Source organism: Vibrio sp. 1F255 (genome assembly GCF_041439145.1).
GTDB lineage: Bacteria > Pseudomonadota > Gammaproteobacteria > Enterobacterales > Vibrionaceae > Vibrio > Vibrio crassostreae_C.
The window spans coordinates 1-24,658 of record NZ_JBGONQ010000045.1; the positions used below are offsets into that span (position 1 = coordinate 1).

General features: G+C 46.6%; 19 protein-coding genes and 1 pseudogene. 12 read left to right on the forward strand and 8 right to left on the reverse strand.

Annotation, left to right across the window (positions count from 1 at the left end; all coding sequences use genetic code 11):
- Positions 1-166: transposase (locus ACED41_RS19675; RefSeq protein ID WP_032546240.1), on the reverse strand; the 166-nt coding region annotated here is incomplete at its 3' end.
- A gap of 79 nt (positions 167-245) precedes the next feature.
- Here ACED41_RS19675 and ACED41_RS19680 point away from each other — a divergent pair.
- From ACED41_RS19680 to manA, 3 genes and pseudogenes are all read left to right on the forward strand, one after another.
- Positions 246-494 (forward strand): annotated as a pseudogene (locus tag ACED41_RS19680) (ATP-binding protein); the annotation flags it as partial.
- Positions 495-502: 8 nt separating this feature from the next.
- Positions 503-1,843 carry an MFS transporter gene (locus tag ACED41_RS19685; RefSeq protein ID WP_371725509.1) on the forward strand — a complete coding sequence of 447 codons (1,341 nt, stop codon included), beginning with the start codon at positions 503-505 and terminating at the stop codon, positions 1,841-1,843.
- 291 nt (positions 1,844-2,134) lie between these two features.
- Positions 2,135-3,340, forward strand: coding sequence for a mannose-6-phosphate isomerase, class I (gene manA, locus ACED41_RS19690; RefSeq protein WP_371725510.1), 1,206 nt, complete (start codon positions 2,135-2,137; stop codon positions 3,338-3,340).
- Here the strand turns inward: manA and ACED41_RS19695 are convergent.
- From ACED41_RS19695 to ACED41_RS19710, 4 genes are all read right to left on the reverse strand, one after another.
- Positions 3,337-3,861, reverse strand: coding sequence for a GNAT family N-acetyltransferase (locus tag ACED41_RS19695; RefSeq protein ID WP_371725511.1), 525 nt, complete (start codon positions 3,859-3,861; stop codon positions 3,337-3,339). The genes manA and ACED41_RS19695 overlap by 4 nt on opposite strands.
- Positions 3,862-3,957: 96 nt before the next feature.
- On the reverse strand, positions 3,958-4,215 hold the full coding sequence (locus ACED41_RS19700; RefSeq protein ID WP_009846137.1) for a YdcH family protein: 258 nt from the start codon (positions 4,213-4,215) through the stop codon (positions 3,958-3,960).
- Positions 4,216-4,416: 201 nt separating this feature from the next.
- Complete coding sequence (locus tag ACED41_RS19705; protein ID WP_017065056.1) at positions 4,417-5,406, reverse strand: rhodanese-related sulfurtransferase; 990 nt, start codon at positions 5,404-5,406, stop codon at positions 4,417-4,419.
- Between the two features lie 262 nt (positions 5,407-5,668).
- Entirely contained in the window at positions 5,669-6,817 is a 1,149-nt protein-coding gene (locus ACED41_RS19710; protein ID WP_017061551.1) for a PLP-dependent aminotransferase family protein, read from the reverse strand.
- 115 nt (positions 6,818-6,932) lie between these two features.
- Here ACED41_RS19710 and ACED41_RS19715 point away from each other — a divergent pair, with 115 nt between their 5' ends.
- The 7 genes from ACED41_RS19715 (at position 6,933) to ACED41_RS19745 (ending at position 14,904) form a co-directional block, all read left to right on the forward strand.
- Positions 6,933-7,802, forward strand: coding sequence for a GyrI-like domain-containing protein (locus ACED41_RS19715; RefSeq protein ID WP_017061552.1), 870 nt, complete (start codon positions 6,933-6,935; stop codon positions 7,800-7,802).
- 209 nt (positions 7,803-8,011) lie between these two features.
- The gene (locus ACED41_RS19720; protein WP_371725512.1) at positions 8,012-9,349 is read left to right on the forward strand and encodes an MATE family efflux transporter; all 1,338 of its coding nucleotides are present in this window, start codon (positions 8,012-8,014) and stop codon (positions 9,347-9,349) included.
- A gap of 234 nt (positions 9,350-9,583) precedes the next feature.
- Positions 9,584-10,342 carry an ATP-binding cassette domain-containing protein gene (locus tag ACED41_RS19725; protein WP_371725513.1) on the forward strand — a complete coding sequence of 253 codons (759 nt, stop codon included), beginning with the start codon at positions 9,584-9,586 and terminating at the stop codon, positions 10,340-10,342.
- On the forward strand, positions 10,339-11,190 hold the full coding sequence (locus ACED41_RS19730) for an ABC transporter ATP-binding protein (RefSeq protein ID WP_371725514.1): 852 nt from the start codon (positions 10,339-10,341) through the stop codon (positions 11,188-11,190). The genes ACED41_RS19725 and ACED41_RS19730 overlap by 4 nt, the downstream gene beginning before the upstream one ends.
- 48 nt (positions 11,191-11,238) lie before the next feature.
- Entirely contained in the window at positions 11,239-12,768 is a 1,530-nt protein-coding gene (locus tag ACED41_RS19735) for an ABC transporter substrate-binding protein (protein WP_371725515.1), read from the forward strand.
- A 4-nt stretch (positions 12,769-12,772) separates the two neighbouring features.
- Positions 12,773-14,509, forward strand: a complete 1,737-nt coding sequence (locus tag ACED41_RS19740) for an ABC transporter permease subunit (protein ID WP_102398456.1) — start codon at positions 12,773-12,775, stop codon at positions 14,507-14,509.
- 152 nt (positions 14,510-14,661) lie between these two features.
- Positions 14,662-14,904, forward strand: a complete 243-nt coding sequence (locus ACED41_RS19745; protein ID WP_017061558.1) for a hypothetical protein — start codon at positions 14,662-14,664, stop codon at positions 14,902-14,904.
- A gap of 121 nt (positions 14,905-15,025) precedes the next feature.
- On the opposite strand, the gene ACED41_RS19750 is transcribed toward ACED41_RS19745, so the two are convergent.
- The 3 genes from ACED41_RS19750 to ACED41_RS19760 all read right to left on the reverse strand — a co-directional run bounded on the left by ACED41_RS19750 (position 15,026) and on the right by ACED41_RS19760 (position 21,077).
- Complete coding sequence (locus ACED41_RS19750) at positions 15,026-17,881, reverse strand: FAD-binding and (Fe-S)-binding domain-containing protein (RefSeq protein WP_371721716.1); 2,856 nt, start codon at positions 17,879-17,881, stop codon at positions 15,026-15,028.
- A gap of 160 nt (positions 17,882-18,041) precedes the next feature.
- A complete protein-coding gene (gene lldD, locus ACED41_RS19755) occupies positions 18,042-19,181 on the reverse strand; it encodes an FMN-dependent L-lactate dehydrogenase LldD (protein WP_065583579.1) in 1,140 nt (379 codons plus the stop codon).
- Positions 19,182-19,382: 201 nt separating this feature from the next.
- Positions 19,383-21,077 carry an L-lactate permease gene (locus ACED41_RS19760; protein ID WP_371725516.1) on the reverse strand — a complete coding sequence of 565 codons (1,695 nt, stop codon included), beginning with the start codon at positions 21,075-21,077 and terminating at the stop codon, positions 19,383-19,385.
- Between the two features lie 247 nt (positions 21,078-21,324).
- On the opposite strand from ACED41_RS19760, the gene ACED41_RS19765 reads away from it, so the two are divergent.
- Positions 21,325-22,242, forward strand: a complete 918-nt coding sequence (locus tag ACED41_RS19765) for a LysR family transcriptional regulator (protein ID WP_017068571.1) — start codon at positions 21,325-21,327, stop codon at positions 22,240-22,242.
- A gap of 11 nt (positions 22,243-22,253) precedes the next feature.
- Entirely contained in the window at positions 22,254-24,314 is a 2,061-nt protein-coding gene (locus ACED41_RS19770) for a prolyl oligopeptidase family protein (RefSeq protein ID WP_371725517.1), read from the forward strand.
- Positions 24,315-24,658 lie beyond the last annotated feature (344 nt).

Sequence of the window (24,658 nt, forward strand, 5' to 3'; positions counted from 1 at the left end):
TAATGGCTAAGTCACTAAACAATCGAGGTCGACCTCGTTTACCTTGCTTGAGTTGCTTCCACTGTTGAATCGCTTCCTCATCAATCCAGAATGTCAGTGAACCACGATTGATTAGGGCTTGGTTATATTGTTTCCAGTTAGTTGTTCTGTAGCGAGGCTTTGGCATTGCTCTAAGTATGTGAGTGAACTTAGATGATCTGATCGTAGCTTTAAGCATTAGTTCCCTGATTTAGGAAACAAAGCCCCAAGAATCTCTAAACAATGCCTCTAAATACGCCAACGCGAGCGAGATCAGAATTGAACTGCTTTTAGGTGACCAGGCTTATCTTCAGATATCAGATAATGGCGTTGGTTTTACAGCGCAAGATCTTCTCAAAGGAATGGGGGTTCGCGGTATGCAAGAGCGTGTTCAGGCGCTCGGCGGCAAGATGACCATTAACGCTAATGGCTCATCTTCGGGTACCAATATCAGCGTTACATTACCTAAAGTGTGAGAACGAATATGTTTGGATTTCTGCGCTCAGCTACGTCAAATACTCATGCTCTAACAGATGATGAGGTCAATCAGAGTTATCGCTATTGGCGCCTTCACATCATGATAGGAATGTATGTCGGCTATGCGGGTTTTTACTTCACTCGTAAAACCTTTAATTACGCCGCGCCTGCAATGATCACCGATCTAGGTTTGGACAAAGGCGATATCGGCTTAATTGGCACGCTCTTTTATCTTTCTTATGGCTTATCGAAATTTATCTCAGGCACGATATCGGATCGGTCGAACCCTCGTTACTTCATGGGGCTTGGCCTAATCGCGACTGGTCTGATAAACATCGCGTTTGGCTTTTCGAGTTCGTTAGCGGCTTTTATCTCGCTATGGGTACTGAATGCATGGTTCCAAGGTTGGGGCTGGCCATCGTGTTCCAAGTTATTGACGACTTGGTATTCTCGCTCCGAAAGAGGCTTTCGCTGGGCAATCTGGAATACAGCGCACAACGTTGGTGGAGCGCTTATCCCTATTCTTGTGGGTTATCTAACGCTGCAGTTCAGTTGGCGAGCTGGGTTTATCTGGCCGGGTGTGATTGGTGTTTTTATCGGTCTTATTGTCTGCTGGCGCTTACGTGACAAGCCCACCACCATGGGACTTCCGACGGTAGGGAAGTGGCGCAGTGATCACCTGGAATTAGCGCAAGAGAGCCATGGGCAAGGGTTAAGCTATCGAGAGATCCTGAAAACCTATGTGTTCAGCAATAAGTACATTTGGTTGCTCGCCTTTAGTTATGTGTTGGTTTACATCGTAAGAACGGCAGTTAACGACTGGGGCAATTTATACCTCACCGAAGAACACGATTATAGTTTGATCAACGCCAACGCTGCCTTGTCTCTGTTCGAGATAGGAGGTTTTGTTGGTTCACTTGTTGCTGGGTGGGGATCGGATAGGTTGTTTGGTGGCAACCGCGGTCCAATGAACATCTTGTTTGCGATTGGCATCTTCCTTTCGGTTTCGGCTTTATGGCTTATGCCTTTAACCAACTTTGTGTTTCAAGCGGCTGGGCTATTCTGCGTTGGCTTTTTTGTTTTTGGCCCTCAAATGCTTATTGGCATGGCGGCGGCGGAATGTTCACATAAAGACTCTGCCGGGGCGGCGACAGGTTTTGTTGGCTTGTTTGCTTATATGGGAGCAGCACTTTCTGGTTACCCATTAGCGCTCGTTCTAGAAGCTTACGGCTGGAGTGGGTTCTTCATTACCATCTCTACTTGTGCGGCCGTTATTGGCTTGCTGTTACTGCCTTTCCTACAAGCTCAATCACCTCAGAAAAGTGCAGAAGCTCGCTCTGGTTTTTAAGGAACGATAACAAGATAGTCACTAGTGTTTGTATTCAGATGCTTGTATCGCTGCTGTAATCAGTGCGATACAAGCCGCTATCTTATTCTCAGCGCTTTCTACTCGTGATATTCAAATGTGACTATTTTCACGCTTTTCATCGGTCTCACCTGTTTCTAAGAATTTTTCCTATTGCGTCTAAGACCTCATCTCATGTGGGTTCTAGCTGCTCTCTGTAGTCTTTCTAATTATTTACGTTATTAGAAATCAGCTCTCTGAATTGTGTTCAAAGGGCTCACTACGGAAAACGCCATGTCACTCAGCCACCTCTCAGAACACTCATTTTTCCCAATGGAAAACACCATCCAAAATTATGCATGGGGGAGCATTTCTTCGATACGTGAACTGTTTGGCTTTCAGAATGAGTCACAAGAGCCGCAAGCGGAAGTTTGGATGGGAGCGCATCCAAAAGGTTGCTCAATGGTTAAGCTTGACCAGCACTTGGTGCCTCTCTCTGAGCTGATTAACAAGAATAAACCGGCCTATCTATCAAGCGATATTGCGCAGGAGTTTGGTGAGCTGCCGTTCTTGTTTAAGATCTTGGCAGCAGAAAAAGCGTTGTCTGTTCAGGTTCACCCAAACAAGCGCCAAGCAGAGGTTGGCTTTGCAAGAGAGGAGCAAGCAGGAATCCCTCTGACTGCAGGACATCGTAATTACAAAGACTCTAACCACAAACCTGAATTGGTTTACGCGATCACTGAATATCAAGCAATGAATGGCTTTCGAGAATTCGATGAAATATTAGGGTTGTTCAGAAAGTTGAATTCGAGCGAGCTGGCTGGTTTAGTTGAAGAGTTTGGCAACCACCTTGATTCTCTAGGTTTAGAGGCGTTTTTCCGTGATTTATTAACTCTGGACGACCAACGTAAACACCGAGCATTAGAGCAACTTCTGGCTTACGCAGCCGCTCACCAAGGTCAATCTGAGTTTGCTTTGGTTACTGAGCTTAGCCACCAGTACCCGAATGATATCGGTTTGTTTTGCGTTCTGCTGCTTAACTTGATCGCACTACGGCCGGGTGAAGCGATGTATTTGAATGCAAACACTCCGCACGCATACATCAAGGGGACTGGGCTCGAGATTATGGCCAATTCAGACAATGTGCTGCGAGCTGGCTTAACGCCAAAACACATTGATGTCGCTGAGTTGGTTGCCTGCACAGAGTTTACACCAATCCCGTTCGAACGCTTGTTGTTAGCACCTTCAAAGTTAGGTCAATGTGATCGCTATGATATCCCAGTTAGTGACTTTGATTTCAATATTTTTCATCGCCCTCAGCAAGAAGAAGTGATCACAAGCGGTGCTGAAATTTTGATGGCAATAGATGATGATTTAACGCTAGTGAGCCAAAGAGGTGAGCACTTAACCCTTACGAAAGGGCAATCGGTATTTATCCCGGCTTATATTGGTCATTATGTACTGAGCAGTAATGGGCGAGTGGCTAGGGCGTTTAATTAGAGATGGTGTTTGTGGTATAGATTGAGCTCCATCCCCACAAAATCATCATCTCCTTCATCAACAACGTGATAGCCAAGCGATTGATAAAAGTTAATAGCACGAGCATTACTTTTAAAACTCGATAGAGTGACTTGACTAAGTTGCTCTGCCATAGCTTTTTTATGTATGAGAGTCATGACTTGCTTGCCAAGCGAACGACCTTGGTACTGGGGGAAAATGATCAGCAAATGAATATGGTATGCGTTGTCATAAGGTTTAAAGCAGGCGAGCCCCACTCTTTTATTTTCGCGATATACCCAATGAAACCAAGATGGATGGTATTCGTTTAAAAGTCGTTGACGTTGAAAGTCGTCATCCCAGCCGAAAACGCTATCTACGTGTATGAAGATACCTTGTTTAACACACGCAAACAGTTCATCGAATTCAGAATTTGAAGCGAGTTGGCGTTGTATGTTCTCTTCTTTCATTGCCACTTTTACCGCTTCCTTATCAAACGCCTTTGAATAAGCAAACAGTAACATAATTGAAGAAGCCGAATTAGCTTAGATTTGCGAAGTGATGAAACCAAAAAGCCATGCGTGATGCATGGCTAAGAATAAAGTCTTGGATTGATTTTTCTATACGATCTTAAGCGCGTGATGGCGCGTGAGCTGTTTGTGTAGCGAGTCTTTGAGCTCCATGCGTTCTACTTTGAGGTTGTGCATGCTGTCGTCATCGATAGGGCTGCCAGAGATTTCTAGCTGACGGATGTCGTAGTCGAGTTGGTGGTATTTCTGCATGTCTGCTTTGAATTTTTCGTCGTCGTGGTTGAGCTGAACAATGTCTAATTTAAGATCTGGGAAATCTAAGATAAAGGCATGGTTTTCATTGAGCATTGGCACTTCCTCTCTAGTCGAATTATTAACAGTATAGAAGTAATTTTTCGAAAGAAATGTGGTTCAAAACACAAAGCCGTAAAGCGATCAAAAAAGGGCGTAAACTCGTAGGATTATCCTCGAACTTGCGCCCTTTTGTATGTATATAGCTAACTATTTATAGTTATATGTTTAGAACTATAAGAGTTTAAAGCAGAAAGTTTACTTTGCTTTCTTACCAGAGCGTTGCTGCTCTTTGTGTGCAAGCTTCTCTTTTTTGCGTTGCTCGATAAGGTGAGCAGCTTCGCCGCCTACGTGGGTTTCGCCACGAGCATTCGACAGTTGAACTTGCTTTTCACGTTCACGGAAACGGGCTTTCTGCTCGTCGCTGTGCTTATCAATACACTTAGGGCAGCTTACGCCTTTCTCGAAGTGTTTAGAGGCTTTGTCTTCGTCAGTGATTGGCAGGCGACACGCGTTACACACATCGTAACCGCTCTTTTCTAGCTGGTGGTTTACTGCAACTCGACCATCAAATACGTAGCAGTCGCCTTCCCACATACTCTCTTCTTCAGGTACCTCTTCTAGGTACTTAAGAATGCCGCCTTCAAGGTGATAAACCTCATCAAAGCCTTGTTCTTTCATGTAGGCTGTTGATTTTTCGCAACGAATACCGCCAGTACAGAACATCGCAACTTTCTTGTGCTTCTTAGGATCAAGGTTGTCTTCAACGTACTGAGGGAATTCACGGAAGGTTTCTGTGTTTGGGTTTACAGCATTTTTGAAGGTGCCGATGTCCACTTCGTAGTCGTTACGAGTATCAACCAGAATCACATCAGGATCAGAGATCAATGCGTTCCATTCGTTTGGTTTCACGTAAGTGCCGACAACGTGGCGTGGGTCGATGCCCTCAACGCCCATGGTTACGATCTCTTTCTTAAGCTTAACCTTGGTGCGGTTGAATGGTTGTTCTTCGTTGAACGACTCTTTGTAAACAACATCAGCCAAGCGAGAATCTTGTTTGAACCATTGAAGAAGGGCGTCGATAGATTCGCGCTTACCTGCAACGGTACCGTTGATGCCTTCACTCGCAAGTAACAAAGTACCGCGGATTTGGTTGGCTTCTAACACGTCGGTTAGTGGCTGGCGAATTTCTTGGTAATCATCAAGTGCTACGAATTTATACAGAGCACATACAACATATTGAGACATGGTTTTTCCTTTCTGCGAGCTGGAACGTAAATCCAGAGCGGTTGCCTGTTTTGATCAGAACTGAGTATTTCAACTTAGTTCTGTCTTGTTGGCTTATTAAAATCAGGCGCAGTATAACCAAGGCGGTGCGGGACAAAAACCAACCAAACGTAGGGCTATATAACGCCTTTTTTATTGTGGATTTATGGTTTGAGGAACGAAAAAGCCCTGCTGTACAAATACAGCAGGGCTTGGTGTTGAATCTGTCTTACTTAATCAGCGATTACGCTTGGTTAAGTACTTCCGCTAAGCGTTTCACCGCTTCAGTCAGCTCTTCTGGTTTAGCGTTAGTGAAGTTTAAGCGCAGTGCAGCTTTTGCTTCATCAGCCTTTGGATAAAATACTGGGCTTGGTACAACCGCCACACCATTCGATAATAGAGTTTTAGCCAATTCGAAGGTGTCGCACTCTGGGATCTCAACCCAAATGAACATCCCGCCATCGACGGCTTTTAACACGCAATCTGCAGGCAGTTGTTTCTCTAGCTCTGAGAACAGCACTTCATAACGAGACTTGTACAGGGTGCGAATGTTCTCCATGTGTACGCCAAAGTCTTCATGTTTTAGAAGACCAACAAGCAGTGCTTGCATGGGTACACTTGAGTGTAAGTCAGCGCCTTGCTTCACTTTGATCAGTGGTTCAAGGTAGCTGCGTTTACCTGTTACCGCGCCAATACGTAGACCTGGCGATGCAATCTTAGAGAATGAACGAAGAACGATAGAGTTATCAGGGCAGAACGAAGAAACCAACGGCAGCTCTGTGCCTGTGAAACGTAGCTCACGGTATGGCGCATCTTCAATGAATGCCACGTTGTATTTGATACACAGCTCAGCCACTTTTTGACGAGTTTCTGTTGCCCAGCACACACCGGTTGGGTTGTGAAAATCAGGCACCGCGTAGAACATTTTTGGCGCTTGCTGTGCAAAGCATGTTTCCAATTCATCTAGATTCGGCCCAAATTCGGTTTGAGACACGGTCGCAATGTTTGCTTGAACTAGGCCAAACACCTGCATCGCACCTAAGTAGCTTGGCGCTTCCATCACAACCACATCACCTGGATCGACATACGCACGCGCAATCAAATCCAAACCTTGCTGAGAGCCAGTACAAATCATTACCGTGTGTGACTCTGGCAATTGGTAGCTTTGTGTTAGGTGGTCAAGCAACGGGCCGTAACCGGCAGTAGAGCCGTATTGGAAAACTTCAGGCATGTTCGCTAGGTTTTCTAGCGTTGGCTTCATTAAATCGATTGGGAATGTTTTCTCGTCCGGTAAACCGCCGGCCAATGAGATGACATTTGGATCACTTGCGGCTGCGAGGATCTCTCGAATGTATGAAGATTGAATCTGTTGTAATGACTGTGCGATTTCCATGTGTTGTGTCTCGTCGTTTATCGTTTTTATTCTATCGCTTGATATTACACGGCAATTGTAAAAACTAGCGTGTCCGTTTATGCTCTTAAACATGTCCATTTATGCTATTTAAACGATGTCACGTCAACACATATCGCGAATCAATGATGTCCTGTTCCATATTCACCAAGACATCAGTCAGCCTTTGTCTGCCAAAGAGTTATCTGAGATAGCGGCCTATTCAGAACAGCACTTTCATCGCACCTTTAAAAGCGTGGTCGGGGAGTCGTTGCATCAATATATCCGACGCACTCGAATGGAGTATGCAGCCAACCAATTGATGTTTGATACCAGCTCGTCAGTGGTCGAGATCGCCCATAAATGTGGCTTTAGCTCGGTGTCTTCGTTTAGTCGAGCATTTAAAGCGACCTTTAATATGTCTCCGGGCGAGTGGCGTAAACACGATTTACAAGTAGCAGAAAAACCCTATTTGAAAGATCCCGAAGTGGCGGCGGGCTATTTGAATGTGGCGCAGCGAGTATTGCCCGAACCCAAGATCGTTGAAGTGCCTGAACGCATGGCGGCCTATGTTCGACATACGGGTTATAACCGCTCTATTCGCAATGCGTGGTTGATATTGAAAGCGTGGGCGAATTCCGAACAGCGTGATTTTTCGAGCCAATTTGGTTTGCATCACTCAAACCCTGCTTGGGTTGAAATGGATCAGTGTCGTTATGTCGCGTGTATCGCGATTGATGAGCCGATTAAGTATCGTAGCGTAGTTAATCAGATGGTGATTCCGGGCGGCTTACACGCTGTGTTTCGACTAAATGGCCGCTATGGAGAACTGCTACCACAGATCAGTATGGTGTTAGAAAAGTGGCTACCCACATCTGGTTTCAAACAGCGCTCGACTCCCGCGTATGTGCATTATCATCAGAATCATTTTCTCAACACCGATGAAGTGTTCGAACTCGATTTCTACCTTCCCGTGAGCTTTTACTAATCGATGGTTGTGCTGTTTTGTTGAACCAGACTTTGATCTTTTGTTGAGACAAATTAGCACAACCAATAGCAGCTAACGATTTTATGCAGTTGGCCTAAGATAAAGATGCTTTGTTGATAATCTACTCTAAGTAAATGATGACAACGTACGGATTAAACGATAGCATTTCGTTCTAATTGCAAATAGTTCTTAATATCACTCGATAGAATATGACCATTACCCACAAAGATTATCTGAAAATCGCTTTCCCTTTCATCATCTCAACGGTGACACAACCTCTGTTAGGTGCTGTGGATACCGCTGTTATTGGCCAACTTGGTATTGCTGAATTGATTGGTGGCGTAGCGATCGGCACCATCATTATGAACACCATGTATTGGTTGTTTGGTTTTTTCCGTGTCAGTACCACGGGCCAAAGTGCGATGGCACTGGGTAAGGGAAACCGCACTGATTTGGCGGGTAGCTTGATGCGTCCGTTTGTGCTGTCTGGTTTAGTGGGTTTGATCTTTATCTTGATACAACCACTCATCTGGCAAGGCGCAATGTGGGTGATAGAGCCTGAAGCCAATGTAGCCGAGCACGCGCATATCTACTTCAGTATTTTGATTTATGGCGCGCCTTTCGTGTTGCTTAACTACACCATTATTGGTTGGTTAATGGGACAGGCGAAAGCCAAAGACGTTCTTTATACACAAGTGTTTGGTAATGTGTTGAACATTGTCTTGGATGCGGTGTTTGTACTTTATTTCGATTTGGGTGTCGCAGGTGTGGCTTACGCAAGTTTGATTGCACAAGTTACCACCTTTGCGATTGGTGTGACCTTGGTGATGAAGACCAGCAATATCTCGGTCTCTGAGTTCCTGCAAGGCTCGAAGATGACCAAGAAAGACCTATCGACAATCATCTCTTCGAATACTGATCTATTGCTTCGCACCATTTGTATCTTGGTGTTCTTCAACATGATGGCGCGTACCGGCTCTAAACTGGGTACCGATGTTCTAGCGGCTAACGCGATCTTGATGCAGGTGACTTTCATAGTCAGTTACATGTTTGACGGCATTGCCAACGCATCAAGTGTATTTGCGGGTAAAGCGGTGGGACAGAAGAATCCTTCAATGTTGGATCGAGTATTAAGGCTTAACTTCCAATGGACGGCAGGTTTCATTGCTGCGCTGACGCTTTTAACCCTGATATTCAAAGACATGATTGTTTTCTTGTTTACCGATATTCCAGCGCTGGTCACGCTGTACCAAGAGATGGCCCCGTGGCTGATTGTGTTCCCGCTAGTGGCTGGCTTTGGCTTAACGGTTTACGGCATCTTTACCGGAACGGGAACCACGCGTCCGGTTAGAGACTCTAGCATAGCTACTTTGTTGGTTTTCTTAGCGGTACAGGCATTATCAATCGATATGTGGGGCAATCATGGCTTGTGGTTGGCGTTTACTCTGTTCTATCTTGGGCGTATTGCGTTCCTGTATCCGTTCATCGCACAAGTTAAGCAGAAGTGTTACCCAGTCGAAGATACCGCTCATGGTGCCATTAACTAAGTAACCTAATCACCACCTGTAATATTTTATGAAAGCGCTTTACTATTTTTACACGATAAATTTAGTGAGTGCTTTTTTGTATCGGTAAAAATCACCTCGAAGGGTCAACACGCCCTAATGAAAATTGGTCAATCAAACAGCAAATAAAGTGCGATGCAGTTCAATGTTCTCTTTTCATCATGTCGGCTAAATGATAGAGTTGTTATGTTATAACATCTATCTGTGAGTATCTGCGTGAACACCCCACTTTTGTCTGTTGACCACCTAACGATCAAAACCTCTTCGAGAACCCTTTTCCAAGATATCCACTTCGATGTTTATCGAGGTGAGCTGTTGGCGATCATGGGACCGTCAGGCATTGGTAAGTCGATGCTTTCACGTGCGATTGCGGGTTTTCTGCCAGAAACGGTCGAGGTTGAAGGTCATATTTCTCTGTCTGGTGAAGCGGTATGTGGTTTGCCTATGCTGCAAAGAACCGCAGCACAACGACCTGCGGTTATCTTCCAAGATGCCCTTCAAGCATTAAATCCTCTGGTTTCAATCGAAGGTCAACTTAGTTTGGCATTGACGGGGACTCGCACTAAGCCCAAATCACAAGACAAAATCAAACTCACCGAATTGCTAGTACAACTTGGTTTCCCTAATCCTGAAACTATCTTGCCGTTATACCCGAGCCAAATTTCGGGCGGGCAACGCCAACGTGTTTGTATTGCGATTGGCTTGCTGAGTAACGCCGATATTATCATCGCCGATGAACCAACCAGTGCGTTAGATCCCGTGACAGAGCAAGAGATACTTAAGCTGATTCGACACAATGTTAAACAGCGTCAAATTGGTGGTTTACTCATCACCCATGACCTGCATAGCGCGTTGACGTGTGACAAGTTGTTGGTCATCGATGATGGCGGTGTGGTGGCTTATGGTGCTCCGAAACATGCACTTGAATCGAGCTCTCACGCTTTCTGCTGTTCATTGAGAGACTTAATCGAATGAGCTCGACCTTACCACTAAACTCAGAAGCCTCGTCATTAATGCCAGTGACTGATTCAGAAACACAAGCATCGACAGAGATTACGTTCGACAATGTGAGTGTTCACTACTATTCCGTACCAAGTTGGTTGGGTGGAAAGGCGTTTAAAGCGCTACAGAACATTGACCTTAAGGTTGAAGACAAAAGCTTAGCGATTGTTGGGCGTTCTGGTGCGGGGAAATCAACGTTGATTGAACTGCTATTTGGCCTTAAAGCGCCAACCGTTGGTCAAATAAACTTGTTCGGTTATTCGCTCCCAATTCGCGATAGCAAAGCGCAAGCAACGGTGTGTCGCTTGATTCAATTGGTGCCTCAAGAGCCCCACACTAGCCTCAACCCTTACTATACCGTTCGACAGATCTTAGCCGAACCTCTAAGTAACTTAGATGTTTCGGGTAATCATGAAGCCATCATTGAAGAGGCGCTTTCAGACGTTGGATTGCCTGCCAGTTTGCTCTTACTGAAACCTAATCAGCTTTCTACAGGTCAAGCTCAACGTGTGGCTATTGCTCGGGCTCTTGTCGTTAGACCCGCAGTGCTGGTGGCCGATGAACCTACTGCCAGCCTTGACCCAGTGAATCGCCAAAGGTTGTTGGACTTGGTTAATTCATTAAAAAAGAAGCGCGATATGCGCCTTATTTTGGTTACTCACGATTTAGGTGCCGCAAAAGCCCTTTGTGAAGAAATACTGGTACTCGACCATGGTGAAATGGTGGAGCACGGACCGACCGATCAAGTGATGAATAAACCTGCTCATCCTGCGACTCAGATGCTGATCGAGTCTCAGCCTCTTTCGAAATCTACTTGTTAAACACAACCTTATTTATTAAAAAAATACAGCTACAGAGAAAAAATAATTATGCGTTTTAATTCAATCAAACTGGCTTGCACGCTTGCGTTGGCTCTGCCTTTGACGGGCTGTTTTGACTCTCAACCAGGGTCTAGCGATGCCGCAGTAAAATCTGAAATTCGAGTTGCGATGATGCAACCACCAAGAACGGGTTTATCGCCACTTTCTGATGACGCTTTTAAGTTATCTCGTTGGAGCACAGCAGAAACTCTGGTTAACCTGAGCCCAACCTCAGAAGCAGAACCTATGCTAGCAACGGATTGGAAACATCTTGATCCTCTGACTTGGCAGTTCACGATTCGCCAAGGCGTTAAATTCCATGACGGTTCGACATTAACGGCAAACTCTGTAGTGAACTCTCTACAAAAAGCGCTTGAAGCAGCACCTAAGCCGCGCATCCTAGATGGAGTAGAGCTAGAAGTGAAAGCGATGGACAACTACCGTGTAGAGATTAAAACCAGCTTTGATGACCCTCTTCTACCAAGCCGTTTATCAAGCCCTCAATTAGCGATCCTAGCAGCAAGTGCTTATCAAGAAGATGGTCGTGTTAGTCCAATTGGCGCAGGTACTGGCCCGTTTGAGCTGACTGAAATCAACGGCACAACCAGCGCGAAACTGAAACGTTTTGACGGCTACTGGGGCGAAAAAGCGCAAGTAGAATCTGTAATTGCAGAATACGTTCCTAATGGTTTTGCTCGTGCTGCAGCACTGAGAACCGGCACGGCTGACGTCGTTGAAGCGGTACCCGTTTCACAAATCGCGACCATTGATCCGAACCTACTTTACGAAGTGGCAATGCCTCGTACTAATACGCTTTACCTGAACAACAAGTCAGGCGTATTTAGCGATATTGAACTGCGTAAGGTAGCGGCAGCTGCAGTAGACCGTGAGCAGATCGTGAATACTGTTTATGAAAACCACGCGGATATCGCGCAAGGCCTATTAGGTCCTGCACTTGCTTGGGCTGAACCAATTCGACCTGAAGGTCAGGCAGTTGACAAAACGCTAAAAGCGAACGGCGAAAGCATTGTTATTGGTACCTTTACCGACCGTGCAGAGCTTCCAGAAGTGGCAGCGCTACTGAAGCAACAACTTGAAGCGGCTGGTTTCAAGGTTGAGCTGGATATTCGTGAATATGCTCAGATCGAGAACGATGCGCTATCTGGTAAGTTTGACGCGTTTATCCTTTCTCGTGCAACGGTTCTAGATTCGGGTGACCCAGTGGCTTACATGATGAGCGACTTTGGTTGTAAGGGTTCATTCAACCTTGGCCAGTTCTGTTCTCAAGAGGTAGATAAAGCACTGAATCACGCTGACCTACAACCGCTAGGTGCGCTGCGTCATCAAGCGATCATCGAAGCTGAACAAAAAATCCTTAACGATTTCGCGGCTATCCCGCTGCTTCACGAACGTGTGATTCAAGGTGAAAGTGAGCGTGTAAGCAATGTCGTTCGTGACCCAAGTGAACGTCGCTTGGTTGACCAAACTACACAGGTCAAAAAAGCGACACAAGTTAACCCGGCAACACAGGCTAACTAAATAAATGTTATCTGCTGAGACTCTGCGTCGAACTCTATTTATCTTGACGCCTTGGCTATCAAGAATCGCCTCACTGATTGTGGTGGTGATTCTTGTTGGTTTGATGCCTGACATTGCAGGCATCGATCCAAGCCAATCTATTCTGCGGGCTAGGGCGGGGCAACAACACCTGCTTACGCCTGAAGCTTTAGCGGCGGTACGCGCTGATCTTCAGCTTGACCGTTCAGCTATTGAGCGCCTGCTCGACTGGGTAGGAAGTGCTTTTTCAGGTGATCTAGGTGAATCATGGATTGATGGTTCCTCGGTTGCATTAAGCATTCAAAAAACAGCATCTACGTCTCTGTTTTTGATGTCTAGCGCATTGGTGATGACTTTCGTACTGTGTGGTGCAGGCCTGCTTGCCACCTTACGCAGTTGGAAGAAGGGCAAGCTGGGGCAGAGCTACAGCAGTTTAAGTACGGTATTAATATCGTTGCCAGAGTACGTAGTGGCCTCGGTATTAATACTGGTGTTCTCTATCTGGTTAGGTTGGCTGCCGCCGTATGGTTGGCAAGGTTGGCAAGACATCTGGCTACCGAGCTTAGCGCTCGCACTGCCTGCAAGTGGCTTGTTTAGTCGTCTACTCAGAGACAGTTTACAACGCGTTCTCAATGAACCTTGGGTGATCACTTGGCTCAGTGCCAACGTTCATTCCAATCAAATTATTCGCTTTGCGCTGAAAAGAGCGCTGAGCAGTCTGATCCCGCAAATCGCGATGATCGTGATTGGCTTAACTGGTGGCGCAGTCGCGGTTGAGCTTATCTTCTCGATCCCTGGTATCGGGCGCATGATTCTTGGTGCAGCCAAGGCGCAAGACTTACCAACGCTGCAAGGCGGCTTATTGGTGTTGCTGCTATTTTCAATTGCCGTGAGCAGCATGAGCTTGTTTGTTCAGCAATTGATTCTTGGCCACAGCCTGAAAAGCGGCAAGCTCATCAGTAGCCACTCTTCGTTTCGTTTTACCCAGAACCGCGCAAAGCGTGTCACTGCTTTTGCGATCTTCTCTTTCCTAATTGCTATCGTTGTATGGGCTGCATTCCGAGACCCATACACTAGCCAATTCGCACGCTTGGCATCACCGAGTTGGCAAGCACCTTTGGGCGCAGATGGCATTGGTCGAGACCTACTGGCGAGAATTGGTTCTGGTATGATTGCGACCTTCCAAGCCGGCATATTGGCAACGTTCTTGAGCTTGGTGACGGGCATCATCATGGGTTTCAACACCCGCTTTAGCCAAGGCCTTATCGAGATCACTAAGGGTATCCCATACATCATTGCAGGCTTGCTTGTTGCAGGCTTAACGGGGATGAATCCGAACAGCGCATTAATCGCGATTGTATTGGTGTCGTGGGCGCCGCTAGCTGCACACTGCTCAAGCTTGATCGTAGAAGCCAAGGCTCAACCTTATACACACCTCGCGCCACTATGGGGCACCAGTAAGCTTAGAATCTTCCGTTTCTACTTGCTTCCGTATGTGTTGCCACCGTTGTTAAGACACGCGATGTTGAGGCTACCGGTTATCACTCTAAGTCTGACCTCGCTGAGCTTCATCGGATTAGGGGCAAAGCCACCAACACCTGAATGGGGTTTGATGATCGCAGAGAACCTTCCATACATTGAGCGCGCGCCATTAGCAGTCATGGGGCCAATTGTTGGGCTGATCTTGTTGGGTGCAGCCATTAACTTGATGTTTGATGACTAACGTAAAGATCCGGTCGCTGAGGTTTCTAAATTGACGATCCGATTGGGTATTCGATTTAGCATTTATGTTGTAACCTTAGCCCTGCTTTTTAGAGACGCTTTTTGATCGGCTCGAAAGTTAAACAGGCCCTAGTTAAGTGTAAAGGATTCAACATGTATCTCGTTTTGTATTGCCACAATATTGGTATGACCGACTTTTCTTTCTTTGAGACGGAAGATTTCGATAAGGAAGATGGCTATATCGTGCGAGGCAAATGGCCGAACGAGAAAGCGTTCCGTGATTACTTAACCAAAGAGTTTGGTGACATGAACGAGTTCCAAGTGATCGACTTAATCGCCAAAGGCGCAGAAGCAGAACACTACTCGCCAGAAGAGTTGGTGCGCTTAGCTCAGTAGCCGCTAGCTCAGCAATATCTAGCTCGGTAATACGTTTTAAATCGAATAAACAAATGGCAGCCTGATTGGGCTGCCATTTTTCGTTTTAAGCTAGAGCACGTTGCTCGCAGTATGAGTGGATCTACTGCGCCACTTCGTCCACCAAGTACAAGATTGATTGATACGGAATGCCACTGTGGTGTGATAAACCGATCTCACAGGTTCGGCTGTTACTAAAGCCACGAGTGCAGTTGCTCGGCACTTGTTCCTTGAGTGGGTGTACCGCCGCCTCATTCAGCTCTGGTGTAGTGAAGCCTTTGTCACCTGCCCAACCACAACATTGAATATGCTCTGGAACAATCACCTCTTCGGTACACGCTTTAGCAAGGTTTAACATCGCGCCTTCTAAGCCCATTCGACGAGAGCTACACGTGACATGCAGCATCACGGTTTCTTGTAGCGGCTCAAGCGTCAGATGTTCAAGCAAATATTGATTCACAAACCCTGTTGGCTCTAACACCTCTAATGGCTTGGTGAACTGTTCAATACTGCGTTTAGCACATGGGCTGGTATCCATCAATATTGGGTATTCACCCTGACGACTGGCTTGCCATAGCACTTCTTCCAACTGCTGAGCCTTCGACTGTGCTAAGTCGGTCATTCCTTTGCTGTCGTAAGGCATACCACAGCATTGGTCATCTAGCTTCTTCGGTAGAATTACCTCGAATCCTGCCTTGTTGAGCAAAGACATGGTCACTTCAGTAAGAGGACGTTGGTCGCCCGCATCGCTTTGTTGCCCCATGGTTCGACTGGCACAGGAAGGGAGGTAAACCACCTTCTTATGATTGCTTGAAGATTCTGCCGTCACGGGTGATGAGGCAAGCGAGTGACTGTTGGACTGCGGCATCTCTGGCATCCAAACAGGCGTTGCGCCTTTGGTCACTGAGCGCAGGCCATTGGTAAGCTTACCGACCGTGTTTGCCCCCAAGACCTTACTCGCTACTTGATTGGTTTTGAGGCCTGCTTTGGTCAGCTTCGTGGTGGTCGAGAAATGATCCGCTGTCCACTTAGCGATTGGTGTGAACTTCTCATACTTGGCAACACGAAGCTTCTTCACTAAGTCACCCGTATTAATGCCTACCGGACAGCGCTCAGCACACAGGCCTGTTGCCGCGCAGGTATCAATGCCTTGGTATTCGAAGGTTTTCTCTAGTTCACTGGCTTCTATCTCTTCACCTGCTTCTCGGCGGCGTTGCAGTTCTCGGTACAACACAATACGTTGGCGAGGTGACAAGGTCAGTGTGCGAGAAGGGCAAACAGGTTCACAGAAGCCACACTCAATACAGCGGTCGACTAGATCATCGGCAGCAGGCATCGGCTTCAGGTCTGTGATGTGGGAGTTTGGATTGTCGTTGATGATAACGCCGGGGTTAAGCAGCCTTTCTGGGTCAAACAGCGCTTTGATCTGTTGCATCAAGGCATAGCCATCTTTGCCCCATTCCAATTCCACATAAGGTGCCATGTTTCGGCCCGTGCCGTGTTCCGCTTTCAGTGAACCTTGATACTTCACTGCAACTAGCTCGGCAACGTCATCCATGAAACCGCCGTAACGGTCGATCTCTTCTTGGCTGTCGAAGCCTTGGGTAAACACAAAATGAAGGTTGCCTTCGAGTGCATGGCCGAAAATGATCGCTTCGCTGTAGTCGTATTTATCGAACAACTCTTGCAGCTCTCGAATACCGTTAGCCAGGTTTTCAACAGGGAAAGCCACGTCTTCGATGATAACGGTTGTGCCAACTTCACGCACGGCCCCAACTGCTGGGAACATGCCTTTTCGAATGCCCCACAGGGTTGCAACAGTCTTTGGATCGGACGTAAAAGGGACCGATTCAACAATCGTGTAATCAGCCAATGCATCCAAAATTGATTTACATTGTAAATCTAAGTCCTGCTGGGAGCTGGCGTGTGATTCCACCAAAATAGCCGCCGCTTCTAAATCTAGGTTTGGCATAAACGCAGGCATACCCGGTTTATCCGCGACAGAACGTAGCGCCCTGCCGTCCATCAACTCAACGGCTGCAACCGGAGTTTTGGATAATGTAGTTACGGCTTTACTTGCTTGCTCGATGTCGGCAAACACCAATAGCGCTGAAGCTTTGTTCGGGTGTTCAATCACCGTGTTGTAAGTGATCTCGGCTATGAAGCCTAGTGTGCCTTCTGAGCCAATCATCAGGTGTTTTATGATCTCAATTGGGTCGTGGTAATCGACCAATGCATTGAGCGCGTAGCCGGTGGTGTTTTTAAGACGGTACTTGTGGCGGATTCTGTCTGCCAGTTCTTGATTTGAGCTAGTCTGTCTGTGTAAATCAATAATGCCTTCAAACAACGTTTTGTGTGATTGCTTGAAAGCTTCAACGCTGGCGTTATCTGCCGTATCAAGCAGGGAACCATCACTCAATACGATTTTCATGCTCTCGACGGTGCGATAGGAGTTTTGCGCAGTACCACAACACATACCGCTGGCGTTGTTCGCGGCAATACCGCCAATTTTACAGGTGTTGATAGAGGCTGGGTCTGGGCCGATTTTACGTTGGAAAGGGGCGAGGTATTTGTTGGCATCTGCGCCAATTACACCGGGCTGAAGAATGATTTGATTGCCGTTGTCGACAATTTCATGGCCACGCCAGTCGTCGGTCAGTGTGATGAGTACCGAGTCTGAAACCGCTTGCCCTGAAAGGCTGGTGCCCGCGGCGCGAAAGGTAAAATGAATACCGAGTTCGCGACAGCTTTGAATGGTGAATATGACTTCGTCTAAGTTCTTGAGCCTTAGAACCATTTTCGGCACCAAGCGATAGAAACTCGCATCGGTGCCGTAAGCCAATCGCTTTGCCTCTTGCGTGACAATGCGTTCTGTTTCTATTTTTTGAGCCAGTATCGCTTCAAGCTGCTGATAAGCTTGTGCGTCTATTACTCGCTCATGGGATGTGTTTGTCTCCATCTTTGCTTCCTTGTGCTTCTTATTTGGCACTGATTTGCTTTTTTGTATTTTTATTTTATTTTCCAGTGCTTAAACGGTGTCACAACGGTAGTGGAATTGCTGTGACACCGATTGAACTTCAGCCTAAGTAGACCAAAGCATGAGTCTGAATCGTGGAGATTTAATCTAACCCCACCAAAGATTCACGAGTTAAGTCTTTGATTGTCCTCGCGCCTGTTAATGTCATCGCAACGCGCATCTCTTTGTCGTAAAGGTCGAGTAGATTCTCAACGCCGGCTTGTCCTTGCGCTGCTAATGCGTAAACGAAAGAACGGCCAAGCAAGGTGCAGTCTGCGCCCAATGCCATCATTCGAACCACATCTAAGCCAGTACGAATGCCAGAGTCGACCAGAATTTTGGTGTCGCCTTTAACTGCATCAGCAATCGAAGGCAGCGCTTTGGCACTTGATAGAACGCCGTCAAGCTGGCGGCCGCCGTGGTTTGAAACCACAATGCCGTCTGCGCCAAATCTCACCGCATCCTTTGCATCTTCTTCATCAAGAATGCCCTTGATGACCATTGGACCGTCCCAGAAATCACGAATCCACTCTAGATCTTTCCATGAAATCGACGGGTCGAAGTTATCACCTAACCAACCGATGTAGTCTTCCAGCTTGGTAGGAGAACCACGATAAGTAGAGATGTTGCCTAGGTCGTGTGGTTTACCCAGTAAGCCGACATCAACTGCCCAGCTAGGATGACGCATAGATTGGAATACGCGGCGTACTGCTGCATTTGGACCACTCATTCCTGAGTGCATGTCACGGTAGCGAGCGCCGGGTACGGGCATATCCACGGTGAAGACCAGTGTTGTGACGCCAGCGGCTTTAGCGCGTTCAAGAACGTTCTTCATGAAGCCACGGTCTTTTAACACGTAAAGTTGGAACCACATTGGGCGTTCAATCTTAGGTGCAACTTCTTCAATCGGACATACCGACACGGTCGACATGGTAAAAGGGATGCCTTTGTTGTCGGCGGCTTTTGCTGCTTGTACTTCACCGCGTCTTGCGTACATACCCGTTAAACCAACAGGCGCCAGTGCGATTGGCATCGCTAGCTTCTCGCCAAATAGTTCGGTTTCCAAATTTAGGTCCGACATGTCGTTGAGTACGCGTTGTTTTAGCGCAATCTCAGCTAGGTCAGCCGTGTTGCGACGTAGGGTATGTTCTCCGTAAGAGCCACCATCAATGTAGTGGAAAAGAAACGGTGGTAATTTCGCTTTTGCTGCGGCGCGGTAATCAGTCGATGCGGATATGATCATAATTTCAGTCCTAAATTCTTGGGATGTTGCTCTTCTTTGAGAGCTTGGTTTGGGCTGCTTTAATTCGGGAAAATGGCGTTAATACCCATGGGTGTTGATGTGCTCTAGTATCCATCCCGGAACTCATCAACTGTCTTATTAGACGGTGTCGCTGTCGGGGAATTGAGTATTAACGCCAAGTGCTTTTGAACGACTTATGGTTTACATAAGTGCGTCGGTCATTTTGAATCCGTAGATAACCACTAGGCCGATGATGCCTGTCATCACCAAGTAGTAGAACGTTGGAATGATTGTCTTACGTAGGGTTGCACCTTCGCGTCCTAGCAAGCCAACAGTTGCTGATGCCGCTACCACGTTGTGAATCGCAATCATGTTACCTGCTGCTGCACCAACGGCTTGTAGAGCAACCACCACCGCACTAGAGATAGTCAGAGTCTGCGCTACTTCGAATTGGAACTGGCTGAACATCATGTTTGAAACTGTGTTCGAACCTGCAATGAAGGCACCTAACGCACCAACCGTTGCACTCAATGCTGGGAATGCGCTACCAACGAGGTCAGCTGCGAAGTTTGCCGTGGTTACGGGCATACTTGCTAAATCTGCGCCGTTCACACCAGAGTTAATGAAGATACGAACCATTGGGATGGTGAACACCAACACAAAGCCTGCGCCAATCAGAGTCTTGCTCGATTCACCGAAGGCTTTAGCCAGTGGCGTTGCGCTGCGAGATTGCATGAGAACAGCAACCAGCGCGACGAAGACCAAGATACCGCCCGGTAGATACAGAGGCTGAATCGCAGTGCTCACACCGGTTTCACCAAGGATGTTGCTGAACGATAGGCTAACGCTCTTCAGTAGGCCTTTGAACTCAGGGCTCACACGGCTAGCAACCAGAGTCACAGCGAGCAGTACGTAAGGTGCCCATGCCATCGCCATGCTCATTTTCTTATGGCTTTGATTGTTGTCATCAAGGTCGATTTTCAGAGAGCCTAACCATTCTGCTGGCCACTTCTCTTCGCTTTCGAAATCCCATTTTGATTTTGGAACGAGGAAGCCACGTTTTGCTGCAGTAACCACAATTGCTAGGCCGACTAGACCACCAATTAGAGATGGGAACTCAGCGCCTAGGAAAACACCTGTTAGTGCGTAAGGAATAGTGAAAGCAGCACCTGCGAACAGTGCGAACGGCAGGATATCTAAACCTTCAGTCCAGCTTTTGTTCTTACCGAAGAAGCGAGTCAGCATCATCGCCATCAATACAGGAATCATCACACCAACGCAGGCGTGGATGATCGCAACACTTGATGTGATCTGTTGTAGGTAAGCATCCCATGTTGAACCATTGGCAATCAGGCTTTCACCGATTTTGTGCGTATCCAAACCTTTGTTTACGCCAACAATGATAGGTGTACCAACCGCGCCAAACGATACCGGCGTAGATTGAATCATCATGCCCATCAGTACCGCAGCTAATGCTGGGAAGCCGATTGCAACGAGTAAGGGAGCGGCGATTGCAGCGGGTGTGCCGAAGCCAGATGCGCCCTCAATGAATGAACCAAAACACCAAGCAATGATGATCGCTTGTACACGACGGTCTGCTGATATGTCAGTAAATCCGTTGCGGATGGTGGTGATAGCTCCGGTGTGTTTCAAAGTGTTTAATAAGAAGATGGCGCCAAACACAATCCAGAGAACCGACACGGTAATGCCGAAGCCTTGGAATACTGAAGCCAGCACGCGAGTGCTAGACATATCCCATGCGAATAGGGCGATAGCAACGGTTAATGCAAATGCCACGGGCATCGCTTTTTTTGCAGGCCAGTTAAGGCCAACCAGCAGAATCGCTGCAACAACTATTGGCGAAAAGGCCAATAATGCTAGTAGAGTTTCACTCATGGGTACTTCCTCGTACTTGTTTTCAAACGTTCATGTTTGAAGTGAATAACACGTCATTAGTTTTGTAGGTGTAATCTGAATCTCGAGGATTCAATTGTTGTAATTAGAGTCGCTTTATTTGTAACCGATGTGATTGCAAAAGCTGTTTTTGTAATTGTTTTGTTAATTTGGCGTGAATTTACCCCTTTATTTTTTATTGATATAGGGAAATAATGAAAATAATTAATTCCAAAATTGGCATAATCAAATGCGAGCAGACGATTTGATCCTGTTTTCACAGGTAGTAGAGCTGGGTAGTTTTAGTAAGGTGGCAGAACAAAATAACCTTACAAATTCGGTAGTTAGTAAGAGAATTGCGCGTTTGGAAGAAGAGATTGGCGTGCAGCTATTATATCGAACCACGCGTAAATTGACGCTTACCGAGGCGGGTAAGGCAATGTTACACGGAGCCAAAAATGTGAAGCAGGCGGCTCAAGAGGCTATGGACGCAGTTTCAGGCTTTGGTGAAAATGTTAGTGGTCATATCAAAATGTCAGTGCCTACTATCTCCGGAGATTTGATTCTGGCAGACGCTGTGGCCGAGTTTTGTAATATGCACCCAGGTTTAACGGTCGATATGTCTCTGAATAATCGCTTTGTCGACTTGGTTGAGGATGGTCTCGATTTGGTGATTCGAACCGGCTACTTGGAAGATTCAAGCCTCATTGCTCGTCATATATTGGATTCACAATGGGTGGTGTGCGCTTCGCCGTCTTATATTGCTAAGAACGGTAAGCCGATGCTGCCTAAAGATTTAGTGCAGCACAATTGCTTGCAATACGCCTATCAAACAACGGGTGCTAGCGAATGGCAGTTTCTGCATAGTAAAGATGGCTGTACCGACAATGACAAATATATCGTGCGTGTTGCGGGCTCTTTTTCGACTGACAATGCGACCGCGTTAAGAAAAGCGGCGCTGGGTGGGCATGGTGTGGCGTACGTACCACGTTGTCTGGTTTATCACGACATTCGCAATGGTCAGCTGGTGGATATCTTCCCTGATTTGGTAGGCAAAAAGTTGGGAATTTATGCGGTGTACCCTTTTACTCGCCAGCCACCAAACAAGATTAAGTTATTGATTGAACATATCAGAACGCGCTACTTGACGATTTCTCACTATTTTTAATAAGGATCACGATGAGCTATTTAAAAGAGTATCCATATCCAATCACCAATAAACAGATCGTCAGCGATGACTACTTTGGTCAGATAATCGAAGACCCATATCGTTGGCTAGAAGACGACAGAAGTGACGAGACCGCGAAGTGGGTGGCGAGTCAAAACGCAATCACGTTTGATTACCTCGCTCAAATCCCGTATCGCGCGGAACTGAGAGAGCGACTGGCAAAAGCACAAGACTACAAAAAGAGCTCGCAGCCGTTTGTGCGAGGTGATTATACCTATTTCTATAAGAATGATGGTCTGCAGAACCACAGTATTCTCTATCGTCAGAAAGAGGGGCAACAGGTTGAAGTCTTCCTAGATCCGAATACCTTCTCGGAAGACGGCACCACATCATTGGGCTCAGTTTCGTTCTCGAAAGATTACAGCTTAGTGGCATACAGCATCTCTGAAGGTGGTAGCGACTGGCGTAAGATCTTCGTGATTGATACCGAGACTAAACAGCAGCTTGAAGCCGAAATCACTGACGCCAAATTTACTGGTATTTCTTGGTTGGGTAATCGCGGCTTTTATTACTCTAGTTACGACAAGCCAGACGGCAGTGAACTCTCTGCTCGTACTGAGCAACACAAGCTGTACTTCCATGAGTTGGGTACAGAGCAAGCTAGCGACAAAGTTATCTTTGGTGAGAACAACGCTGAGCAGCACCGCTATGTATCAGGCTATACCACCGAAGACGACCGTTACTTGATCATTCTAGGGCGAGAGTCGACATCGGGTAATAGACTGTTCTATATCGATTTAAACTCACCAGAACAACAGCTGAACACGCTGATTGATCATGTGGATAGCGACATTTATCTCATCGATAACCAAGATGAGACCTTCATTCTATATACGAATCTTGATGCGCCTAATGGCAAGGTGGTGAGCTTTGGTACTCGCGATGGGAAATGGCTCGAAATCATCCCTGAAAAGCCACAGCCATTGGATATCAGCACGGGTGGTGGCGACTTGTTTGCTCACTACATGGTGGATGTGGTGTCTAAGATTGAGCAGTTGGATTACCAAGGTAACCTAGTTCGTGAAATTCATTTGCCTGGGCTGGGAACGGCCAGTGGCTTAGGTGGAAAAAACGAGCAAACTCAGCTTTATTACACCTTTACCAACTATGTAACGCCGCCAACGATTTTCTCTTTCGATGTCGAATCAGGCAATTCTGAAATCTACCAACGCTCTGAGTCTCCGTTTGAGTCGGATCAATTTGAGTCTAAACAAGTCTTCTATACCTCGAAGGATGGCACCAAGGTTCCGATGCTTATCTCTTATAAGAAGGGATTAGTGTTAGATGGCAATAATCCAACCATGTTGTACGCCTATGGTGGCTTTAACGTTAGCCTAACGCCTTCTTTCTCGGGCACGGTTGGCAGTTGGCTAGAACTGGGTGGCGTATATGCGGTGCCGAACCTGCGTGGCGGTGGTGAGTATGGTAAGGCGTGGCACAAAGCGGGAACTCAGCAGAAAAAGCAGAATGTCTTTGACGACTTCATTGCTGCTGCCGAGTTCTTAATTGAAGAAAACTACACCAGTAGCGATAAGTTGGCGATTCGCGGCGGTTCTAACGGAGGCTTGCTGGTAGGAGCTTGTATGACACAAAAGCCTGAGCTGTTCCAAGTGGCTCTGCCTGCTGTTGGGGTGTTGGACATGTTGCGTTACCACACATTCACGTCTGGCGAAGGGTGGGCGTACGACTATGGCACATCCGCGCAGAACAGAGAGATGTTCGAATATCTGCTTGGCTATTCTCCGGTTCATAATGTGGTGCGTGGCACGGATTATCCAGCAACATTGGTGACGACCGCTGATCACGATGACCGCGTAGTACCGGCTCACTCTTATAAGTTCATCTCAGAGCTGCAAGATAAGCATGAAGGTAGTGCGCCCGTGATGATTCGTATTGACGTAAATGCAGGGCATGGTGCTGGAATGCCATTGAGTAAAGCGATCGATCTCACTGCCGATATTTATGCGTTTACGCTGTTTAATATGGGCGTTGAATCTCTAGATTCGTTTTAGATAATGCTTGATTCTAGATAATTGGGTGTTTGACTCAGACTAAAAAGCCTCAAAATCGACCTTAGATTTTGAGGCTTTTCATATATATGAAAACTTATCAAAACTGCACCATATTTCCTTCATTTTTACATACACTTTTCCGTGATAGATCCCGCCATTATTGATGAAATGAAAGCGATTTCAAGCTGATATTTCACGCGTTTCCTTTCCTAAGTTTCTGATATTAAATTAATAGTTTTGGGTATGACTTTTCTAAAAGTTTCATGGCTCTCGACCTAATTTATCAGTGTGAACAGCGACCAACTTTTCAACGCTTTCATTGCTTAATATTTCCCTGTTCGATG